16 protein-coding genes and 1 pseudogene are annotated in these 17206 nt (G+C 62.3%); 12 read left to right on the top strand and 5 right to left on the bottom strand.

Features of this window, described 5'->3' with window-relative positions; genetic code table 11:
- Positions 1 to 115 precede the first annotated feature (115 nt).
- From pdhA to ABEA18_RS08450, 5 genes are all read left to right on the top strand, one after another.
- Positions 116 to 1348 (top strand): pyruvate dehydrogenase (acetyl-transferring) E1 component subunit alpha, encoded by a 1233-nt coding sequence (pdhA, locus tag ABEA18_RS08470; protein WP_345448833.1) that lies wholly within the window; start codon positions 116 to 118, stop codon positions 1346 to 1348.
- Positions 1345 to 2472, top strand: coding sequence for an alpha-ketoacid dehydrogenase subunit beta (locus tag ABEA18_RS08465; protein WP_345448831.1), 1128 nt, complete (start codon positions 1345 to 1347; stop codon positions 2470 to 2472). Before pdhA ends, ABEA18_RS08465 begins: the two co-directional genes overlap by 4 nt.
- A 2-nt stretch (positions 2473 to 2474) precedes the next feature.
- Complete coding sequence (locus tag ABEA18_RS08460; protein ID WP_345448829.1) at positions 2475 to 3905, top strand: dihydrolipoamide acetyltransferase family protein; 1431 nt, start codon at positions 2475 to 2477, stop codon at positions 3903 to 3905.
- Between the two features lie 539 nt (positions 3906 to 4444).
- A complete protein-coding gene (locus ABEA18_RS08455) occupies positions 4445 to 5275 on the top strand; it encodes a glycosyltransferase family 25 protein (RefSeq protein WP_345448827.1) in 831 nt (276 codons plus the stop codon).
- A 281-nt stretch (positions 5276 to 5556) separates the two neighbouring features.
- On the top strand, positions 5557 to 6891 hold the full coding sequence (locus ABEA18_RS08450) for a hypothetical protein (protein WP_345448825.1): 1335 nt from the start codon (positions 5557 to 5559) through the stop codon (positions 6889 to 6891).
- A 404-nt stretch (positions 6892 to 7295) separates the two neighbouring features.
- On the opposite strand, the gene ABEA18_RS08445 is transcribed toward ABEA18_RS08450, so the two are convergent.
- Positions 7296 to 8087, bottom strand: coding sequence for an ATP-binding protein (locus ABEA18_RS08445; protein ID WP_345448823.1), 792 nt, complete (start codon positions 8085 to 8087; stop codon positions 7296 to 7298).
- Positions 8084 to 9253, bottom strand: a pseudogene (locus ABEA18_RS08440) (Mu transposase domain-containing protein); the annotation flags it as partial. The gene ABEA18_RS08445 and the pseudogene ABEA18_RS08440, both read right to left, overlap by 4 nt.
- Positions 9254 to 9394: 141 nt before the next feature.
- On the opposite strand from ABEA18_RS08440, the gene ABEA18_RS08435 reads away from it, so the two are divergent.
- Genes ABEA18_RS08435 through ABEA18_RS08425 form a run of 3 tightly spaced genes read left to right on the top strand, consistent with a single transcriptional unit; the run spans position 9395 to position 12521 of the window.
- A complete protein-coding gene (locus tag ABEA18_RS08435; protein ID WP_345448821.1) occupies positions 9395 to 10600 on the top strand; it encodes a site-specific integrase in 1206 nt (401 codons plus the stop codon).
- Positions 10597 to 11535, top strand: a complete 939-nt coding sequence (locus ABEA18_RS08430) for a tyrosine-type recombinase/integrase (RefSeq protein ID WP_345448819.1) — start codon at positions 10597 to 10599, stop codon at positions 11533 to 11535. The genes ABEA18_RS08435 and ABEA18_RS08430 overlap by 4 nt, the downstream gene beginning before the upstream one ends.
- Positions 11532 to 12521, top strand: coding sequence for a tyrosine-type recombinase/integrase (locus ABEA18_RS08425; protein WP_345448817.1), 990 nt, complete (start codon positions 11532 to 11534; stop codon positions 12519 to 12521). The genes ABEA18_RS08430 and ABEA18_RS08425 overlap by 4 nt, the downstream gene beginning before the upstream one ends.
- A gap of 114 nt (positions 12522 to 12635) precedes the next feature.
- On the opposite strand, the gene ABEA18_RS08420 is transcribed toward ABEA18_RS08425, so the two are convergent.
- Positions 12636 to 12998 carry a hypothetical protein gene (locus ABEA18_RS08420; RefSeq protein ID WP_345448814.1) on the bottom strand — a complete coding sequence of 121 codons (363 nt, stop codon included), beginning with the start codon at positions 12996 to 12998 and terminating at the stop codon, positions 12636 to 12638.
- Positions 12999 to 13425: 427 nt separating this feature from the next.
- Here ABEA18_RS08420 and ABEA18_RS08415 point away from each other — a divergent pair, with 427 nt between their 5' ends.
- The 4 genes from ABEA18_RS08415 (at position 13426) to ABEA18_RS08400 (ending at position 15722) form a co-directional block, all read left to right on the top strand.
- Positions 13426 to 14463, top strand: a complete 1038-nt coding sequence (locus ABEA18_RS08415) for a hypothetical protein (RefSeq protein WP_345448812.1) — start codon at positions 13426 to 13428, stop codon at positions 14461 to 14463.
- Positions 14464 to 14649: 186 nt separating this feature from the next.
- Positions 14650 to 14919 carry a hypothetical protein gene (locus ABEA18_RS08410; protein ID WP_345448810.1) on the top strand — a complete coding sequence of 90 codons (270 nt, stop codon included), beginning with the start codon at positions 14650 to 14652 and terminating at the stop codon, positions 14917 to 14919.
- Positions 14920 to 15053: 134 nt separating this feature from the next.
- The gene (locus tag ABEA18_RS08405; RefSeq protein WP_345448808.1) at positions 15054 to 15512 is read left to right on the top strand and encodes an SGNH/GDSL hydrolase family protein; all 459 of its coding nucleotides are present in this window, start codon (positions 15054 to 15056) and stop codon (positions 15510 to 15512) included.
- 33 nt (positions 15513 to 15545) lie between these two features.
- Complete coding sequence (locus ABEA18_RS08400) at positions 15546 to 15722, top strand: SGNH/GDSL hydrolase family protein (protein WP_345448806.1); 177 nt, start codon at positions 15546 to 15548, stop codon at positions 15720 to 15722.
- On the opposite strand, the gene ABEA18_RS08395 is transcribed toward ABEA18_RS08400, so the two are convergent.
- Together ABEA18_RS08395 and ABEA18_RS08390 are read right to left on the bottom strand one after the other, a co-directional pair.
- On the bottom strand, positions 15719 to 15904 hold the full coding sequence (locus ABEA18_RS08395) for a hypothetical protein (protein ID WP_345448804.1): 186 nt from the start codon (positions 15902 to 15904) through the stop codon (positions 15719 to 15721). The two genes, ABEA18_RS08400 and ABEA18_RS08395, sit on opposite strands and share 4 nt — an antisense overlap.
- Positions 15905 to 16597: 693 nt before the next feature.
- Positions 16598 to 17203 carry a YdcF family protein gene (locus ABEA18_RS08390; protein WP_345448802.1) on the bottom strand — a complete coding sequence of 202 codons (606 nt, stop codon included), beginning with the start codon at positions 17201 to 17203 and terminating at the stop codon, positions 16598 to 16600.
- Between the last annotated feature and the right edge of the window lie 3 nt (positions 17204 to 17206).

The raw sequence follows: 17206 nt of genomic DNA, 5'->3' as shown, positions 1-17206 counted from the left end.
GTCTTTCAGACTAGTGGTTTCCGGCAAGCTTTTCCACGATTTTGCCCAGCGCTGGATACGAAACTTCTCCAGGGAACATACTGGTGACAAATAGTGGATACAGAAGGACGGACCAATGACGATCTCCGCGGACCATGAGGCCCAGGGTCTGGCTGACGCTCGGCCGGACGACACCGATGCCAACGATCAAGCTTCCGAGGTGCGGCGCAAGTTCGGAATCAGCGTGGAAGACTACATGCTGCCTGCCCGACATCAGATCCAGATGGTCGATCCTTCTGGCGTGCTCAAGCCCGAAGCTGAGCAGGGTACGGAGCCCGGCCACGAATATCCCATCCCTGGCGATGCCGAACTCATGGCTGCTTACGAACAACTTGTCGTCGGGCGTCGCGTCAATGACCAGAACTCCGCCCTCGTCCGGCAGGGCCGGATGGCCGTTTACCCGTCCAGCCACGGACAGGAGGCGTGCCAGGTGGCCGCCGCGCTGTGCCTGCGCGAAGGCGACTGGCTGTTCCCCACCTACCGCGACGCTGTCGCGGTCATGTCCCGAGGCGTCGACCCGGTCGAGACCATGACTATCTTCCGCGGCGACTGGCACGGCGGCTACGATCCCACGAAGCACAAGGTGGGTATCCAGTGCACGCCGCTGACCACCCAGCTGCTGCACGCTGTCGGAGTTGCTCATGCCGCCAAACTGCGTGGCGAGGACACCGTGGTGCTGGCAATGTGCGGCGACGGTGCCACCAGCGAAGGGGACTTCCACGAAGCCCTTAACTTCGCCGCGGTCTTCCACCTGCCTGTCATCTTCTTTGTGCAGAACAACAAGTACGCGATCTCGGTGCCGCTGAGCCAACAGTCCGTGGCGCCGTCGCTGGCGCACAAGGCCGTCGGTTACGGCATGGCCGGTGAGCGCGTTGACGGCAATGATCTGGTCGCGCTGCTTGCGGTGCTGGACCGAGCAGTGAAACTGGCCCGCGAAGGCTCCGGCCCGCTCCTGATCGAGGCCCACACCTACCGCATGCAGGCCCACACAAACGCCGACGACGCCACCCGCTACCGGCAGGACAGTGAAGTGGCTGAGTGGACTGCCAAGGACCCCATTAGCCGCATGACGTCTTATCTCACCGGCCGTGGACTCCTCGACGACGACGGCTCGACACGAATCGCAGCGAAAGCCGAATCCGTTGCCTCGCAGCTACGCGAAGGCTTGGGTGAGGACGTCCCGGTGGATCCGCAGAACCTCTTCCGCTACGTCTTCTCCACACCCACTCCCCAACTGAAGGAGCAGTCTGCCCTGCTCGCCGACGAACTCGCCCGTGAGGCATCCAGCCAGAAGGAGGCAGGCAAATGAGCCCCGCCGTCACCACGTCCTCTGAGGCCACCGAGCACGCCGCAACCGGCGATGTCAGCTCCGCCACCGCGAGTGCGGCAGCCAGCGCAGCGGCAGTCGCGGAAGCCTCAGGTCCGCAGACCGTCACCATGGCCAAGGCCCTCAATACCGCGATGGCGGACGCCATGGAGGCCGACACGTCCGTTCTGGTGTTCGGTGAAGACGTTGGCCGCCTGGGTGGAGTTTTCCGGATCACCGATGGCCTCATGGCCAGGTTCGGAGAGCAGCGGTGCTTCGACACCCCGCTGGCCGAGTCCGGCATCGTGGGCATGGCCGTCGGCATGGCGATGAACGGAATGCGCCCCGTGATTGAGATGCAGTTCGACGCCTTCGCCTACCCGGCCTTCGAACAGATCGTCAGCCACGTCGCCAAGATGCACAACCGAACCAAGGGCGCCGTCAAGCTTCCCATGGTCATCCGCGTTCCTTATGCCGGCGGGATCGGCGGCGTAGAGCACCACTGCGACTCGTCCGAGTCCTACTACGCCCACACCGCAGGTCTGAAGGTCTACACGCCGGCGACCGTAGCGGATGGCTACCGCATGCTCCGCGAGGCCATCGATTCCGACGATCCCGTCATGTTCATGGAACCAAAGAAGCTCTACTGGTCAAAGGACCAGGTGGATTTGGGCGCCCTGCGCGCCGAGCACGCCACAAACGCCGCGACGGGATCCAGCAGCGAGGGGCGCGCCGCCGTCGCGCGTCCGGGCACTGACGCGACGCTCATCGCCTATGGCCCGTCGGTCCCGACCGCGCTGGCCGCGGCGGCTGCGGCCGCTGAAGAGGGCCGCAGCCTCGAGGTGATCGATGTCCGGTCGATCGTGCCCTTCGACGACGAAACAGTCTGCGCGTCGGTGCGCAAGACCGGCCGAGCGGTTGTCATCGCCGAAGCCCACGGATTCGCCTCCGTATCCTCCGAAATCGTGGCCCGGGTGCAGGAACGTTGCTTCCACTACCTGGCCGCGCCCATCCGCCGCGTGACCGGCTTCGACGTCCCGTACCCGGCTCCGAAGCTGGAGCACTACTACTTGCCAAGCGTCGACCGTATCCTCGACGCCGTTGACGACCTTCAATGGGAGAACTGACCATGAGCGCAGAAATGCAGGTGTTCCTGCTTCCGGACCTGGGGGAAGGCCTCACCGAGGCTGAACTCGTCAACTGGCTTGTGGCCGTGGGCGACGAGATTCGCGTCGACCAGCCGATCGCCGAGGTTGAGACCGCCAAGTCCATGGTGGAGGTGCCGTCGCCGTACGCCGGCATCGTCGCAGTGCTGCACGGCGAAGCCGGCCAGACGCTCGACGTCGGGAAGCCGCTGATCTCGGTGGCTCCTGTTGGCGCTTCGCTTGCTGCTGAGCCCGAGGCTGTGGAAGCAAAGGTCTCTGAGGCGCCCGCGGCCGCCGCTTCTGCCGAGACCTACCGGACGGAAGAGAAGGCCGGATCCGGGAACGTCCTCATTGGCTACGGAACATCGGGCGGCGGCGAGGCTCGCCGCACCCGGCCGCGGAAGGATTCGGCTGGGTCTGCTGTTGCTGTTACCCCGGCCCCCGACTTCTCCGAACTCTCGTTGTCCCGCACGCGGATTCCAGGGAAGCTCTCTGCCGTGATCTCCCCCTTGGTTCGGAAGATGGCCCGGGACCATGGGGTCTCGCTTGATGCAGTGCCTGGTTCGGGGGAGAGCGGGCTCATCCTGCGTCGCGACATTGAGGCCGCCATCGGAGGGGCCACGCGCGAGACCGCGCCCGTTGAGGTGCCCGCCGTTGTCCAGCCTTCCGCCGGGCTTCAGGATGCCCGTACCGGCTTGACCGTGGCTTCGCGCACTCCGGTTCGCGGGATACGAAAGGCTGTTGCGGCCAACATGACCCGCAGCCGGTCTGAGATCCCAGAGGCAACAGTCTGGGTAGACGTTGACGCCACCGCGCTCCTTGAGATGCGCGCAGAACTCAAGAAGCGCGATCCGCACGGCGCTCCCGGGCTGCTCGCGTTCATCGCTCGTTTTGTCACAGCTGGGCTAAAAAAATTCCCCGAGCTGAACACCCGGTTCGTCACGGCCGAGGATACGGCCGGCGGTGAAATGCAGGAGATCGTCGCATTCGACGGCATCAACCTTGGCTTCGCCGCACAGACGGACCGCGGACTCGTTGTTCCCTCTGTCCGGAACGCTCACCTGTTGAACGCCCGCGAACTCGATACCGAAATCCGCCGGCTGACCGCTGTTGCACGCGACGGCAAGGCAACCCCGACTGAGTTGGCAAGCGGTACTTTCACGCTGAACAACTACGGTGTCTTCGGCGTGGACGGTTCCGCCGCGATCATCAACTACCCCGAGGTCGCGATGCTGGGCGTTGGCCGCATCATCGACAAGCCTTGGGTGGTGAATGGACAGCTTGCTGTCCGCAAAGTTACCGAGCTTACGTTGGCGTTCGATCACCGGGTGTGCGATGGAGAAACGGCTGCAGGGTTCCTGCGGTATGTTGCGGATGCGATCGAGAACCCGGGGGCGGTACTGGCGGATTTGTAGGGGCAGTGGGGGTAGCGTGTCCGTGGGCCTTGCGGTGGCTCGCGCTCTACCTGGCTTCGCTCAATCGGCCGTAAACAACTGTCGGGGCAAGGACCGGGTCCTCTCAGATTCCTCCGGCAAAAGAGCTAATTCAGAAGTGGATTTCCACAGACACGGCCAGAAGCCGGTCGGTGGGTTTGCTTGCCAAATGGGGGCTCATGTCGAGACATCCGTGGGCACGCCGAGTAGGGCGGCTTAACCGGTCTTGTTGGCCTCTTACACCGGAGCGCATGGGGAAGTTACTTGAAGCGTTCCGGAAGCACCGCGCCATGAGCAAGCTCAGGCGCGGCCAATGCAGCGCATACGGTGCGGTTCTTCCGGACAAGCATGTCACCCAGCACCCTTGGTATCGGGTGTGCTCGCAACAATGCCTGGCACGATCATCACGACTCCGGCCTCGGACGCGCTCGGCCATATCCATGATCACACCGCCTTCGTGCCGCCTGACATGTTTTCGGACCGGTCGAAGGACCGTGAATCTCTGCCGATAGGATGACGCCATGGAAGCCCTCATCATTGGTCTTGACCACAACTATCGTGGCGCCGAACTGGAAGAACAGCTAAGCGGCTACGGGGTGCCGTTCAAACGCAGTCCCGGCGTCCTGGTTGACGCACTACCGGGCATGCTTGACCACTACGTGGACCAGTGGGCGGCGATGGTACTGCAACGGCGCGAACTGACCAAGGGTGAGGTTGGCTGCGCACTGGCGCACCGCAACGCATGGCGGACACTCGTCGAATCCGAAGAGCGGTTCACGCTGGTTTTCGAGGATGATGCCCGGCTGACAGGAAGACCGATCACAGCCGAGATAATGGCCGCACTCGACACTGACGAGCCGACGCTCATTGTGCTCGACTCATACGTGAACTACACGATTGTTGCCCGCGGGCAGTCTGGGAGGGTCCTGCGCGCGCTGGTGCCGCCACCCGGCGCGTGGGCTTACGCGCTGAACCGAGCCGCTGCCGTGCTGATGATTGAGGATGGGGCGCGTATTTCATCCGTGGCCGACTGGCCTGCCCGCGTGGCCCACAAAGTTGCGTTCCATGCTGTGTACCCGCAACTCGCCTATGTAGACGAGCGCGTGGAGTCTAATCTTGAAGGTGACCGCCACATACAGGAAGTGGGCGGGACCGAGCGAGGCGCAGTGAAGGCGCTGCGCCTCGCTCAGACGCTTGGGCATGTCCGCTGGGTCCGGAACCGCCACGCCTACAACGGCTACCGCAACTACTGGAACCATGAGATTCGCCGCGTCGTCATCAACCGGGTGGCCCGGCGCCTTGGGAAGCGCCGGAACCCGGAAGACACGCGTAGCCTTCTCGTCGCCCGCTGAGCTATGCGGTTGGGCAGAGGCTCGTTACCGCCCAGGGTGCGCACGCTTCGCCCCATTCAGCGCTCGGGCGGCTCTCGGGCCGCCTGATCGGGCCGGACGGAGCGCAACGACATGCCAGGGGTCGCCCGTCATTGCCACTCGACTTGCATTGGCACTAAGGGGTTAGGGCTTTACTCCTCGGTTCGCATCAAGGAAGTTCTTGATGACGCTGGTCGGCCTTAGGTTGCCAAGGGTCGCTGGTAAAGTTTGCCTAGGCTTAGTCATCAAAAAGTGGGGGCACATTGAACGCGGTCGGGCTGGCATTGATGGACTTCGTGCTGATAGCGGCCGCAGTATTCGGATTGGGCATTGCAGTGGTCGCGCTCAAGCGTTGGCCAGGCTTTGGCCTCTACGCTGTAGGCATCATAACGATGCTCGCATGGGAGTTCCCTACGCTTCCAACACTCGTATCGGTTGCAGGCTTCCAGTTGAAGCCTGAAGATGTCGTTTCGCTCGCTCTGGTTTCCGACCTGATCCTTCGTCCGCAAAGGTTTTTCGCCCGCACCCGAAGCTATAACTGGTTGGTCGGCATCACGCTCTTATGCATGTTGTCAGCGCTTATCGGCGGCATCTTCACATTTGGCATCCCTACGGCCGTGAATGAGGCCCGCACGTTGTTCTGGGGGGCGATCCTTACGGCGTGGCTCCTGAACCAGGACTGGGCTGCCGAGCCTTTTCAACGCACTTTCAAGCGATGGGCTGTTCTGCTGGGGCTGGGCTTGGTGGTGCTCTTCATTTACCACGTCCGAACCTACGGGTTCGGTTCCGCTGACTCGTTCGTGACATCAACCGACGGGGTTGAGCAGACTGGCCGCCCACTCGTCTCCGGGCAGGCGGCTGTGTTAGCTTGTTTTGGATTCTTCATGTTTCAAGGTGCCGCTCCGAAGGTTCGGGGAAGAACCATCTTTCTTGGCATCATCTTCCTTATAGTCGCCGTCCTTTGCCAACACCGATCCGTGTGGGCGGCGGTGGGCATCGGGGTGGGTCTCATACTTCTGCGGCTCAGAGGTGTCGCGCTGGCCCGGGTTGTCGCTGTTGCCTTTTACGGTGGGTCATTTCTTGTGATACTGGTCCTCTCAGGTGCCCTCAACGGTATGGCCGATTCCCTCACGCACAGTTTCGAGAGCATGGGAACCTTCAACGCCCGCGTGGACTCGTGGGACATTCTTGTTCAGGATTCCTTTGACCGAGGGCCATGGTCGGTGCTCTTCGGAGAGCCATTCGGGTTTGGGTCGGCCCGGATTTCGGGCACCCAAGTCGTCACCTTCGCACCACACAACTGGTACGTCAGCGTATTCCTAAGGCTGGGGCTGGTAGGGCTCCTCGCCTTTCTACTTATGTTGCTTATTGCACTGGTTCCACTCCTTCGTCGGCAAGATGGGTTGGTGCCCACTATCGTGGTGATCGTCATCTGCGCCTATATGTGGACCTACTCGCTGTCCTGGTACCAGGTCCCGATGCTCGCATGGGCGATCGCATTTAGGGAAACGCCGAGGCCGGAGAGACTACTGATCATTAAAAAGGGGTTGGAATTTTCTCCGGCCTATGGACGCCTCTCCCGCCTAGCCCGGGCCTAAAACCTACCCGAATCCGCCAGGTCTGACGGGATCAGCTGCCGAAGGAACGCATTGGGATCCACCGGGATTCTCGTCTTTGGTGATTCATAGGTTGCTGCTGCTGCTGCCAATGAGTGTCTAGGGCTAGGGTATGCACGACTCGTGCGGTACTTACTGCTTCAGGGCGGGAGTATGTGGGTCTCGGCGCAACGGGCTTCGTGAAGACCGACGGCGCCTCCCCGCGTATGGCGGAAGGCTCACGGCACTTCTGGCCCGGGGTGTCAACGGCAGCTTAGAAGTGACCGGTGGTGGCATGTTGGTTTGCCCGCTGGCGGCATGTGATTGACCAGTCGCGGCAAGTATTTTTGGACAGGGTCAGGCGCCCCGGGCGTGCCGGGTTTCAGGGCGCCTGACCAGTTTTTGGGTTAGTTCATGGGGCGGGTTCCTTTTCCGTTTTGGGCTTGCATGAGCCTGACGGACTCGCCGCTGGTCTGGCAGAGGTGGGCGTGGTGGAGGAGCCGGTCCACGGTCGCGGTGGCGATGGTTTTGGGCATGAGCTCATCGAAGCCGGAGGGGTGGATGTTTGAGCTGATCGCCAGGGCGCGTTTCTCATAGGAGGCCTCCACAACGCGGTAGAAGCCCTCCGCGGCGTCCGCGGATACCGGCAAAAGCCCGATGTCATCGATACAAATCAAGTCGACGTTGGTGGCCCGGGTGATGGCTTTGTTGACGCTGTCATCGATGCGGTGCCGGCGCACGAGGGCGCCGAGGTCTTCCATGCTCAGCCAGGACACGGACATGCCCTGGTCGATGGCCTGCTGGCCGAGCGCTTCCAGGAGCAGGGTTTTGCCGGTGCCGGAGGGCCCGCACGCGATCAGGTTCTCACGCCGCCGCACCCATTCCAGGGTGCGCAGGAACGAGGTCGTTGCGGCCGGGAGGGTGGACAGAGCCTCGTCCCAGACGTCGAAGGTTTTCCCGGTGGGGAAGCCTGCGCGTTTGCGCCGGGTGGCCAGCATCGAGGCGTTCCGGCCGGTGGCTTCGGCTTCGAGCAGGACACGGACGACTTCGGTGGGGTCCCAGCGTTGGGCTTTCGCGGTGGCCAGGACGTCGGCGACGACGGCGCGGGCGTGCGGCATCCGGGTCGTGCGCATCAACGCGATCACGTTCTCCACCGCCGGGTCCGATAGCGGGCTGGGGGCAAGGACTGTCGCGCTCATTCGGTGGCTCCTTCAAAGTCATCATGGGTAGTCCCAGGGGTGGTGGTGCCGAAGTTAGCCCAGCCCCTGGTGCCCTGGCTGAGCCATTGGCCTTGGTCGGTGACGGTGCGGGTGCTGATTGTGTGGCTTGTGCCGCCGGCGGTGTTGACGATGGAGAGCAGGTCCTCGTGGGTGAAGCGCTGGTGCACCGCCGCCGCTCCCAGGCCCTTGTCGACTTCGTCGGTGCCCAGGACCTTGGCCAGGGTCACGGCGCGTTCCATTTTGTGCCGGATCTTCTGGGTTCCGGCAGCGGCGGCTTCCTTGAGCCAGAGCGCGGCACCGGCGCCGATGGCCAGGAACTCTTCCTCGGCCTTGTTGGTGGGGCGGATGACCCGTTCCAGGGCACCGGCCGGGGCCGGCGGGAAGTGGGCGTCGATGATCGCCGGGGTCCCGGGCCGGGTGAGCTGGTGGCGTGCGACCTCGATCGGGCCGGTGCCGTCGACATGGACGATGACGACCTCGGTGTCGGTGCCGCGGACCCAGACCATCTCACCCATCAGGGTGTGCGGGACGGAGTACCGGGATTGCTGAAAGGTGATCATGGGCGTGTTCGGCGGGACCTGGCGGGTGTGGCCGAAACTCGCGGTGACCGGGGTTTCCGGGACCGTGTGCAGGCGGGGGCGTTCGAGAACGCGGAGCATGTCTTTGGGGATCTCCAAAGTGGCCCGGTGCACCCGCGAGTTCACCTCCTCCATGAACGCCTCACACGCAGCCTCCAGCTCGGCGAAAGACCCGTACTCCGGCAGCAGGTTCGTCTCTTTGGGGACGAGGTCGGCTTTGGCGATCTTGACCGCGTTCTCGACCCCGCCCTTGGAGGCCGGGTCGGCCGGGATGCACGTCTGCATGGACGTCGAATAGTGCCTGGAAAACGCCACAATCTGCGCGTTCCGAACGGGGATTCCGGCGACGTGCTCGATCGTGACGGTCTTCTCGTTATCGGTCAAAATGTAGGTCGGGATCCCGCCGATCAGCCTGAACGTCCGGTCCAGGGCGGCGAACACGCTCGGCATGGTCTTATCCCGCAAGGCGATCACGATCCGGAACCGCGAGAAGGCCAGCCAGGCCACGAACAACACGGTCTTCACACCGTCAACGACGGGGCCATCCCCGTAGTCGAACTGGAGCCACTATGCAGAACCCGGAATTATGCAGAAAGCACCCCGACAGCGGCTGTGAACCGGCACCATCACGCCGGTCTGGGCGGGGTGGCTTTCTGCATAATCGCGATCGGCCCATGCTTGTTTTCTCGATACGGGAAGGTGAGCACGATGACGAAGTATTTTCCGGGGCCGATGACGGGCCCCTTGGCGCCGTATGTGGCCGGCTACCGGGAGTTGTTGGCTGGGCGTGGGTATGCGAAGTCAACCGCGCAGCAGCTGGGTTCGCTGGTGGGGCGGTTGAGCCGTTGGATGGATGCGCGCGGACTGGATACCGGGGCGCTGACGAATGAGGTGCTGCAACGGTTCCTTGACGAGCTGGCGGCGGAAGCAAACTGGATGCGTCCGACACCGGCGTCGTTTGTTTGGTTGATGCAGTACTTGCGCCGCTTGGGCGTGATCCCGGTTCCTGAGCCGCCACCGGCCCGGACGAGTCCGGAACAGATCATTCTGGGGCGGTTTGAGCGCTACCTCCTGAATGAGCGGGGACTCGCCCCCAAAACAGTGCCGCACTATCTTCGGACAGCCACTGCATTGATGGACTGGCTGGCGGCACGCTCCCGTTCCCTGGAAACCATGGGCGGGGCGGAAGTCATTCTGTTCACCACCGGTCTTTACGGGGCGCAATCGGTCGGAAGCGTCAAATATACGATCACCGGGTTGCGGTCCTTTCTAGGCTGGGCGTTCATGGAAGGTCTGTCTGACCGGGCGCTGGCTGGGGCGGTGCCGTCCGTGGCCAGCCACGACAGCAACATTCCGAAAGGCCTGAGCATGCCGGACGTGGATGCGCTGCTGGCCTCGTGCGGCCGGGACACTGCGACGGGGCGGCGTGACTACGCGATTCTGGTCCTCGTGGCCCGGCTCGGGCTCCGTGCCAATGAAGTCGCGTCCCTGACGCTCACGGATGTCAATTGGCGCACCGGGGACATCGTCCTTCGGGGCAAGGGGCGCCGCGAAGAGAAGCTCCCGCTGCCTCAGGATGTTGGATCGGCCTTGGCGGAATACCTACGACAGGGCCGGCCTGAGGGTGCCGGCGATGCGCTGTTTCTCAGGGTTCACGCACCAGTAGGAGCGCTGGCATCTTCCGGGGTTTCCGAAGTGATCCTGGCCGCGGGCAGGCGTGCCGGGCTTGAAGGAATCCATGCCCACCGGCTCAGGCACACGGCGGCAACTCAACTGCTGCGTGCCGGGGCTTCCTTGGCCGAGGTCGGCCAAGTCCTGCGCCACCGCAGCCCTGCCACCACGGCCCAGTACGCAAAAGTCGACGACAGATCGCTGCGTGCGCTGGCGCTGCCCTGGCCTGGGAGCCAGCCATGACCATGCCCCAGAACGATGTCTCGTTGATGGCCGAGCAGTACCTGCACATGCGCCGGAGCATGGGCTACAAGCTGAAGCAGCAGGGGCAACTGCTGCTGGATTTCATCAAGTACTTTCAGCGCTCCGGCGACGCCCATCTCACCAGCTCGCGGGTGCTGGAATGGGCAACACTGCCAGCAGGTGCCGAACCGGTCTGGTGCTACGCGCGCCTGGGCGCTGTGCGTCCCTTCGCCCAATACCTGCAGGCTTTCGACCCCCTCACGCAGGTCCCTGAACAGTCGCTGCTGCACGATGGGTACCACCGGCCCGCGCCTTACATCTTTTCCGATGACGAGCTGGACCGGGTGCTGGCGGCCGCAGACCGCCTCACCCCCAGATTCCGTGCCCGAACCTACCGAACCTATATTTCATTGGTGGCCGTGACAGGCATGCGGCGCAGCGAAGCCACCAGCCTGGACTGTTCCGACGTCGACTGGGACCAAGGGCTTTTAACGATCCGGGAAGCAAAATACCGGAAAGCACGGCAGCTGCCGTTACATCCGAGCACGGTGACCGCCCTGAAGGAATACTCGGGCATCCGGGACCCCGCCTATCCGCATGCCAAGGATCCCGCCGTGTTCCTTTCCACCCGAGGCACGCGCCTGCTCGCCGACAACGCCAGCCAGGTCTTTGCCCGGCTGGCCCGGGAAGCAGGAGTGAGCCGGCCCGGTTTTCATCACCAGCCCCATCTACATGACCTGAGACATGGCTTTGCCGTGAAAACACTTCAGGCCTGGTACCGCACGGGCGTGGACGTCGGACCACTGCTGCCGGTGCTCTCGACCTACCTCGGGCACAAGAACCCGGAAGCGACGTACTGGTATCTCAGCGGGACACCGGAATTGATGTCCCTGGTATCGGAACGGCTCGGCTCCTATCTGGCGGAGGAATCATGACAGCCCTGGCACCGATCCTGGAGTCCTTCTTCCTCCGCCGGCTCATGGGGCAGCGCCGGGCAAGCCAGAACACGGTGGCCGCATACCGCGACGCGTTCCGGCTGCTCCTGCACTACGCCACGGAGGAAACCGGCAAGGCACCTCAAGGCCTGAAGCTTGAAGACCTCGATGCCACTTTCATTGGCAGCTACCTTGCCTGGCTGGAAAGAAGCAGAGGGGCCAGCATCCACACCAGAAACGCCCGGCTGGCGGCTATCCGGGCGCTGTTTCGGTACGCCTCCTACGACTTTCCAGAACATGCCGAACTCATCCAACGTGTGCTGGCGATCCCGGCAAAACGCTCCGACACGGCCATCGTGACCTACCTAACCGAGGAGGAAGCCACCGCCTTGATCAACGCACCGGATGCCTCAACATGGCGGGGGCGACGGGACCGGACGCTTTTGCTCGTAGCCATCGTCACCGGCATGCGGGTCAGCGAACTTGTCAACATGACCGCAGCCGATGTGCACCTGGATCCCGGCGCCTATCTTTCCTGCCGGGGCAAGGGCCGCAAGGAACGGATCACCCCGCTGGGCAAGGACGCCGGTGCACGCCTCAAGGCGTGGCTCGCAGAGCAACAACCACAACGACTGGCCCCGCTCTTTCCCGGCCCCTCGGGCCAGAAACTGACGCGGGATGCTGTGGCAAAAATCGTTGCCCGGCACGTCAAGACGGCAACGAAAGACTGCCCATCCCTGGCTTTGAAGACGGTTTCCCCGCACACACTCCGCCACACCTGCGCCATGCGGCTCCTGCAGTCCGGGATCGATATTGCCACCATTGCCCTCTGGCTTGGCCATGAAAACATCCGCACCACCCAGATATATCTCCACGCAGACCTAGCGCTCAAACAACGCGCGCTCGACAGGACGGCCCCACCAGGAACCCGCACCGGCCGCTACCACCCACCCGACGAACTGCTGGCCTTCCTGGAAGGCCTGTAATTAGGCAGAAAGCCACCCCGGCCAGACCGGCGTGATGGTGCCGGTTCACAGCCGCTGTCGGGGTGCCTTCTGCATAATTCCGGGTTCTGCATAGTGGCTGTTATGAAGAATTCTTCATAATAGCCAGAGCCCTGGCTCCGGCGTCCAGGGCCGGTGCACGCGCACGTTCCGGGCCCGGTATTTGGCCTTCAGTTCAGCCAGCGTTGTCCGGGTTGTCCGCTCACACCCGGTGAACCCCAGGGCGATGAGTTTCTCGTGCACGACATCGCCGCGGATCTTCCCGCGGGACTGCTCGACCCAGGAGATCATCTGGGGCAGGAACGGGTCGGTCATCCGGCCGCGTTGCCGGGCCACAGGTGCCTGGGCGCCTTCCTGGCGGGCCTTCACATACGAGCGGACGGTGTTGTGTGAAACGCCGCAGATCTTCGCGGCATCCCGGTAGGACCGGGTCAGATCGTAAGCAGCTAAAATTTCCATGAACTCTCCTGGAGACTTCATAACGAGCCCCCTCCTTCCCGTTACGGGTGAAATACAACGATTGGCATCGCCATTTCACCGCGGAAGGAAGGGGCTCTCCTCGTAACGACACGAGGAATGGACAAGGGGGAATCCCGGCACGCCAAGCCACACACAATGGCCTACTGCTGTCCAAAAATGCTTGCCGCCGCTGGTCAAAACCACTACCGCGAACGGTCAACCAGTTTTGCCGTCTCCGGTCAGTTTAAAGTTGCCGCTTACACCGGGGCGCTCAGACTGTCATCATCCAGCCTCAGGCAACGATTCTTTGAGCGACCTTGCCGAAGTTAATCGGGCCTGATGGAGCCCGCCCGGCGAAGCTGGGTCACGCCGTCATCGCGGAGCGTATAGCGTCAGTAGTTCGACGCCTCTCCTAGGTACTCCTATTATGGGATCATTCGCATCTGCTTTTGGGGGACTCTTGGACATCAAACATGCACTCGCTCAGCCGCGCCTAGTTGAGTTCGTAACCGTCGCGGGCTTGATCCTGGCAACTGCCGGCTCGGTGACCTATGTTGGGTTGGCTGGCTTCAATCCTGACGATCCTGGAATTCATGACAACCGCGAATATGCCGCCCTCTATGAGGGGCACGGTGCTGATGTCAAGAAGCCATTCCATTGGCGCGTTGTCATTCCGGCCCTCGCCCGCATGCTTCCCGGTGGGTTTGAGGTGTCCTTCGGCATCGTGAATATCCTCGCGCTAACGGTGGCCGGCGTGGGCCTCTATTACCTGTTGCGGCACTGGCGCGCTTCGCAGAACCTGTCTCTGATCGGTGTTGCGCTGTACTTCCTGAGCCACACCGTACTTCGCTTCGGGGGTATCCCCCTGGTGGAATCAGCAGCGCAGGCGATCCTCATCCTGGCGATGCTGGCAGCGGAAAAGCGGCAGCGGTTCGCTTTCGCGACTCTCGTCATTCTCGGAATGTTCGTCAAGGAAACAACGTCGATCGTACTGCTCTACCCGCTCTTAATGTCCAAGCCGCTAAGGGATCGACTGACCCTCAGCGCGCTTGCTCTCCCTGGCATCGCCGCATACGCCATTGTTCGCCTGGTTATTGACCCGGTGAACTTTGGCTTCGAGTATTCGGCCACAGCTTGGATCACGAATATCGGGAGCCTAATCATGCCCGTTGGCCTCGGTTCTTGGCCTGGCATCGTCCTGTCGTTTGGCTTCCTCTGGGTCTTCGTAGCCCTCGGTATCCGGCGCGGGGGCCTGGTGCCGCGCCGCTACGCGCTGTTCATCGCCGCCTGTTTTGCTGCCCCGATCATCCTGACTACGGATTACGAACGGGTGATCTTCCTGTCATTCCCGGTGGCGCTTGCGTTGGCACTGCCGTCAATGGAGCGAGCGCTTTCACTTAGCCGAAGGTCTGGTCGGCGGGCTGCGCTGGGTGCCGAGATTCCCCAGAGCAGTCTGACGTCTTGAGCCGTTTTTACTTAAACAGAGTTACCGGAGGCCAACTAACCCGAACCATCGTGAAGCACCGCCGGACCCAGCACGATTGGCTGGCGTAGCCGCTGCCGGGCGACAACCCCTTGGATGGCGAAGCCGTTCGTCCGCCGCACGCGCATAGACCCATGCCCGTGGGTGCCGGCGGTGGATCCTGAGACCGTGGATAGCGCGACAAGGCCCAAGGAGCCGCTGCCGATGTTCGTGATGCTCGATTACAACTACGGCGCGTTGAAGAACGTGGCCTTCCGGAACCGTTTCGAGCACTACGACGAGAGAATCGATCGATGGTGGGCCAACTCGGCATCACACAACATCCTCGACAAGATGATCAGTGCGCCGGAGGCGGCAACCGGGCATGACCGGGACCGTTCAGAGTCTATGACCCGAGCACCCACCGAATTATGTTCTGGGGCGAGGAATTCTTCGTGAGGCCAATTGCGCGGGAGATCGGTCGCATTCATCCCTTGGCTGAAGCTGAGGCAAGCAAGCCCCACTGGATCTAAGCCGGTCTTCTGGACCCTTTATGATTGGGTCAGAAACGCTGCGCCTTGCTTGTTTTTGCTATGAGTTCTGTCGTACTGGCTGGTTGCACTCAGGCGCCGCCACCCGTTTCTGGAAAGGTCCAGCAGGCATGCGACAACATTGGCAAGGCAACGCTGCCTGCCGCGGTCAACGGAACGACGGTGGCATTCATTGGCGACTCGTACACCCCGGGGACAGGAGCGGGAAACCCCGCCAACCGCTGGACGACGAAACTCTCGGTTGACATGAGCTGGTCGGAAGTAAACCTTGGCAAGGGTGGGACTGGGTACTTCAACGCAGGCAGCAGTGTGAACTACAGAGGAGTCATCCCCGACGCCGTGAGCTCGAAACCTGCCATCGTCCTGGTTGCTGGCGGTGGCAATGACCTGGGCTTCGGGGTTCAGCGGTTCGGCCCTTCCGTTGATGCTTTTTACGCCGCCCTACGGAAGGCTCTGCCGGATGCCAAGATCGTCGCCGTCAGCCCTTACTTCAGAGACTAGAGCGATCCTCGGCTGGCAGACCTGACAGCCTCGGTGAAAGCTGCTGCCGCTGCGAACGGTGCAACGTACCTTGACATTGGGCAGCCCTTATGGGGTCACCCGGAGTTCCTCGCTGCTGACGGTATCCACCCGGACGACGCCGGGCACGCCGCCATCTACGCTGCGGTGAAGCAGGGAGTGGCGGCGGTCCCCGGCGTGAAGCACGGCTAGAACTTCGTCTTATCGATCAGTTGGCTTTTGAGCATCTGAATGCGTGATATTCCGTGCGTGCCGTCGATGACCATCGGGTTGAACACCTGGTATGTGGCTGTCCCTGACCGGATGGTGGTCCATGATCCGCCGAGCTTGAGCTGTGTTGCGGTGTCCGATTGGATGCCCTGTACCTGACCCACAGCGGTCGGTGTGACCGCTGGCGTCGTAGCTGATTGTCTTCGTGATCCCGGCACGAGTTTGGGTTTTCACGGTGCCGTCGGTGTTGTAGGTGAACGTGGTCAGCACACCGTTCTCGGTCGTCGTGGCCGCCGTTCCATCGCCGTTGCAGGTCACAACCAGCGTCGGATTATCGCCGACAAAGGTGGTTCGGTCGGGCGGCGAACCGGCTAGGTACGAGGACTCTCTCTCGTTGGCGCCGCCTGACCGCCGTCGGGCCTGTCGGCAGCGTACTATGGTGAATCGGTGTCGATGGTCTTGCCGTGATCGTCGACCGTACCGAGGTAGCGATGCTTGGCGTGGACAGGCATCATCGACAAGCCGGGGTTGGCGGATGAGGAAACGGCTGCAGGGTTCCTGGGGTATGTTGCGGACGCTATCGAGAATCCCGGGATGGTGCTGGCGGATTTGTAGTCGATTTCCCCTGGACAACTTCAGACTCGAATTCGAGTCGACCACACGAACAGGTACTTGGCACCCTTAACTCATCCTGGGGGATGCCCCTAGCCTGACTTCATGAACAATGGGGGATACCGTTTGGGCTCGCATCGCAAGCGCCAGCGGGGACACGTCAGGATCTGTTTGTCGGTCTGAGGCTCGCAATGCTATTCGCGCTTGCCATTGCGGTGTCGACGGTCGCACTCACTCATTGACCCTTAGCACTCAGGGTGGATCGCGACCTTGACGAAGGCCGCCGTTTGGTAGATGTACTGGTACGCCCAAGAGTAGGTTGGGTTGGTCAAGGAGGTAAGCGGCAAGTCCGTCCGGTCGGCGACCATTTGCAGGTCTCCTCCGTAGCAGCGGCGGACGATCACCCGAGCCCGGGTCACATGGAACTGGGCTGTCAAGACATTCGCGCTTTTCCAGCCATACTGGTCCGACAGCTTTTTCAGAGCCCGTGCTTCGCCTTGAGTTGTGACAGGATCGGGGTCGAAGCAAATGATCCGGTAAGGGCGCTGGGCACGACAAATGCTCGCGGTGAATCTTCCGTCTTTCCCAATGGGGCTTGAGACCGCAAGCGTGGGTGCGTACCCATGCTGCATCAGCTGTTCGGCGTAGACGATGCGTTGGTCCGGGGGCCCCAGGACGAACAACACATCGGCATGTTTCGGTTCATCAGAGGGCGGAGCCACGTACAGAAAGATGCCGGCGACGGCCCAGAAGATCGCCAAGGCTGCAATGACAGCAAACGAGCGAAAGAACAGACGCTTCTTTCGAGCAGGCGGGTTTGCCTGTATTTCGTGATCGCGGAGAAGAGTCATACC

The sequence above is a fragment of the Arthrobacter gyeryongensis genome, assembly GCF_039543785.1.
Taxonomy (GTDB): Bacteria; Actinomycetota; Actinomycetes; order Actinomycetales; family Micrococcaceae; genus Arthrobacter; species Arthrobacter gyeryongensis.
Note: the sequence above shows the minus strand (reverse complement) of the source record. Positions and strands in the feature narration are given on the sequence as shown.

Coding starts and splice junctions, on each gene's coding strand:
- pdhA (WP_345448833.1), top strand. CDS start 116: ATGACGATCTCCGCGGACCATGAGGCCCAGGGTCTGGCTGACGCTCGG.
- ABEA18_RS08465 (WP_345448831.1), top strand. CDS start 1,345: ATGAGCCCCGCCGTCACCACGTCCTCTGAGGCCACCGAGCACGCCGCA.
- ABEA18_RS08460 (WP_345448829.1), top strand. CDS start 2,475: ATGAGCGCAGAAATGCAGGTGTTCCTGCTTCCGGACCTGGGGGAAGGC.
- ABEA18_RS08455 (WP_345448827.1), top strand. CDS start 4,445: ATGGAAGCCCTCATCATTGGTCTTGACCACAACTATCGTGGCGCCGAA.
- ABEA18_RS08445 (WP_345448823.1), bottom strand. CDS start 8,087: ATGAGCGCGACAGTCCTTGCCCCCAGCCCGCTATCGGACCCGGCGGTG.
- ABEA18_RS08435 (WP_345448821.1), top strand. CDS start 9,395: ATGACGAAGTATTTTCCGGGGCCGATGACGGGCCCCTTGGCGCCGTAT.
- ABEA18_RS08430 (WP_345448819.1), top strand. CDS start 10,597: ATGACCATGCCCCAGAACGATGTCTCGTTGATGGCCGAGCAGTACCTG.
- ABEA18_RS08425 (WP_345448817.1), top strand. CDS start 11,532: ATGACAGCCCTGGCACCGATCCTGGAGTCCTTCTTCCTCCGCCGGCTC.
- ABEA18_RS08420 (WP_345448814.1), bottom strand. CDS start 12,998: ATGGAAATTTTAGCTGCTTACGATCTGACCCGGTCCTACCGGGATGCC.
- ABEA18_RS08415 (WP_345448812.1), top strand. CDS start 13,426: ATGGGATCATTCGCATCTGCTTTTGGGGGACTCTTGGACATCAAACAT.
- ABEA18_RS08405 (WP_345448808.1), top strand. CDS start 15,054: ATGAGTTCTGTCGTACTGGCTGGTTGCACTCAGGCGCCGCCACCCGTT.
- ABEA18_RS08390 (WP_345448802.1), bottom strand. CDS start 17,203: ATGACTCTTCTCCGCGATCACGAAATACAGGCAAACCCGCCTGCTCGA.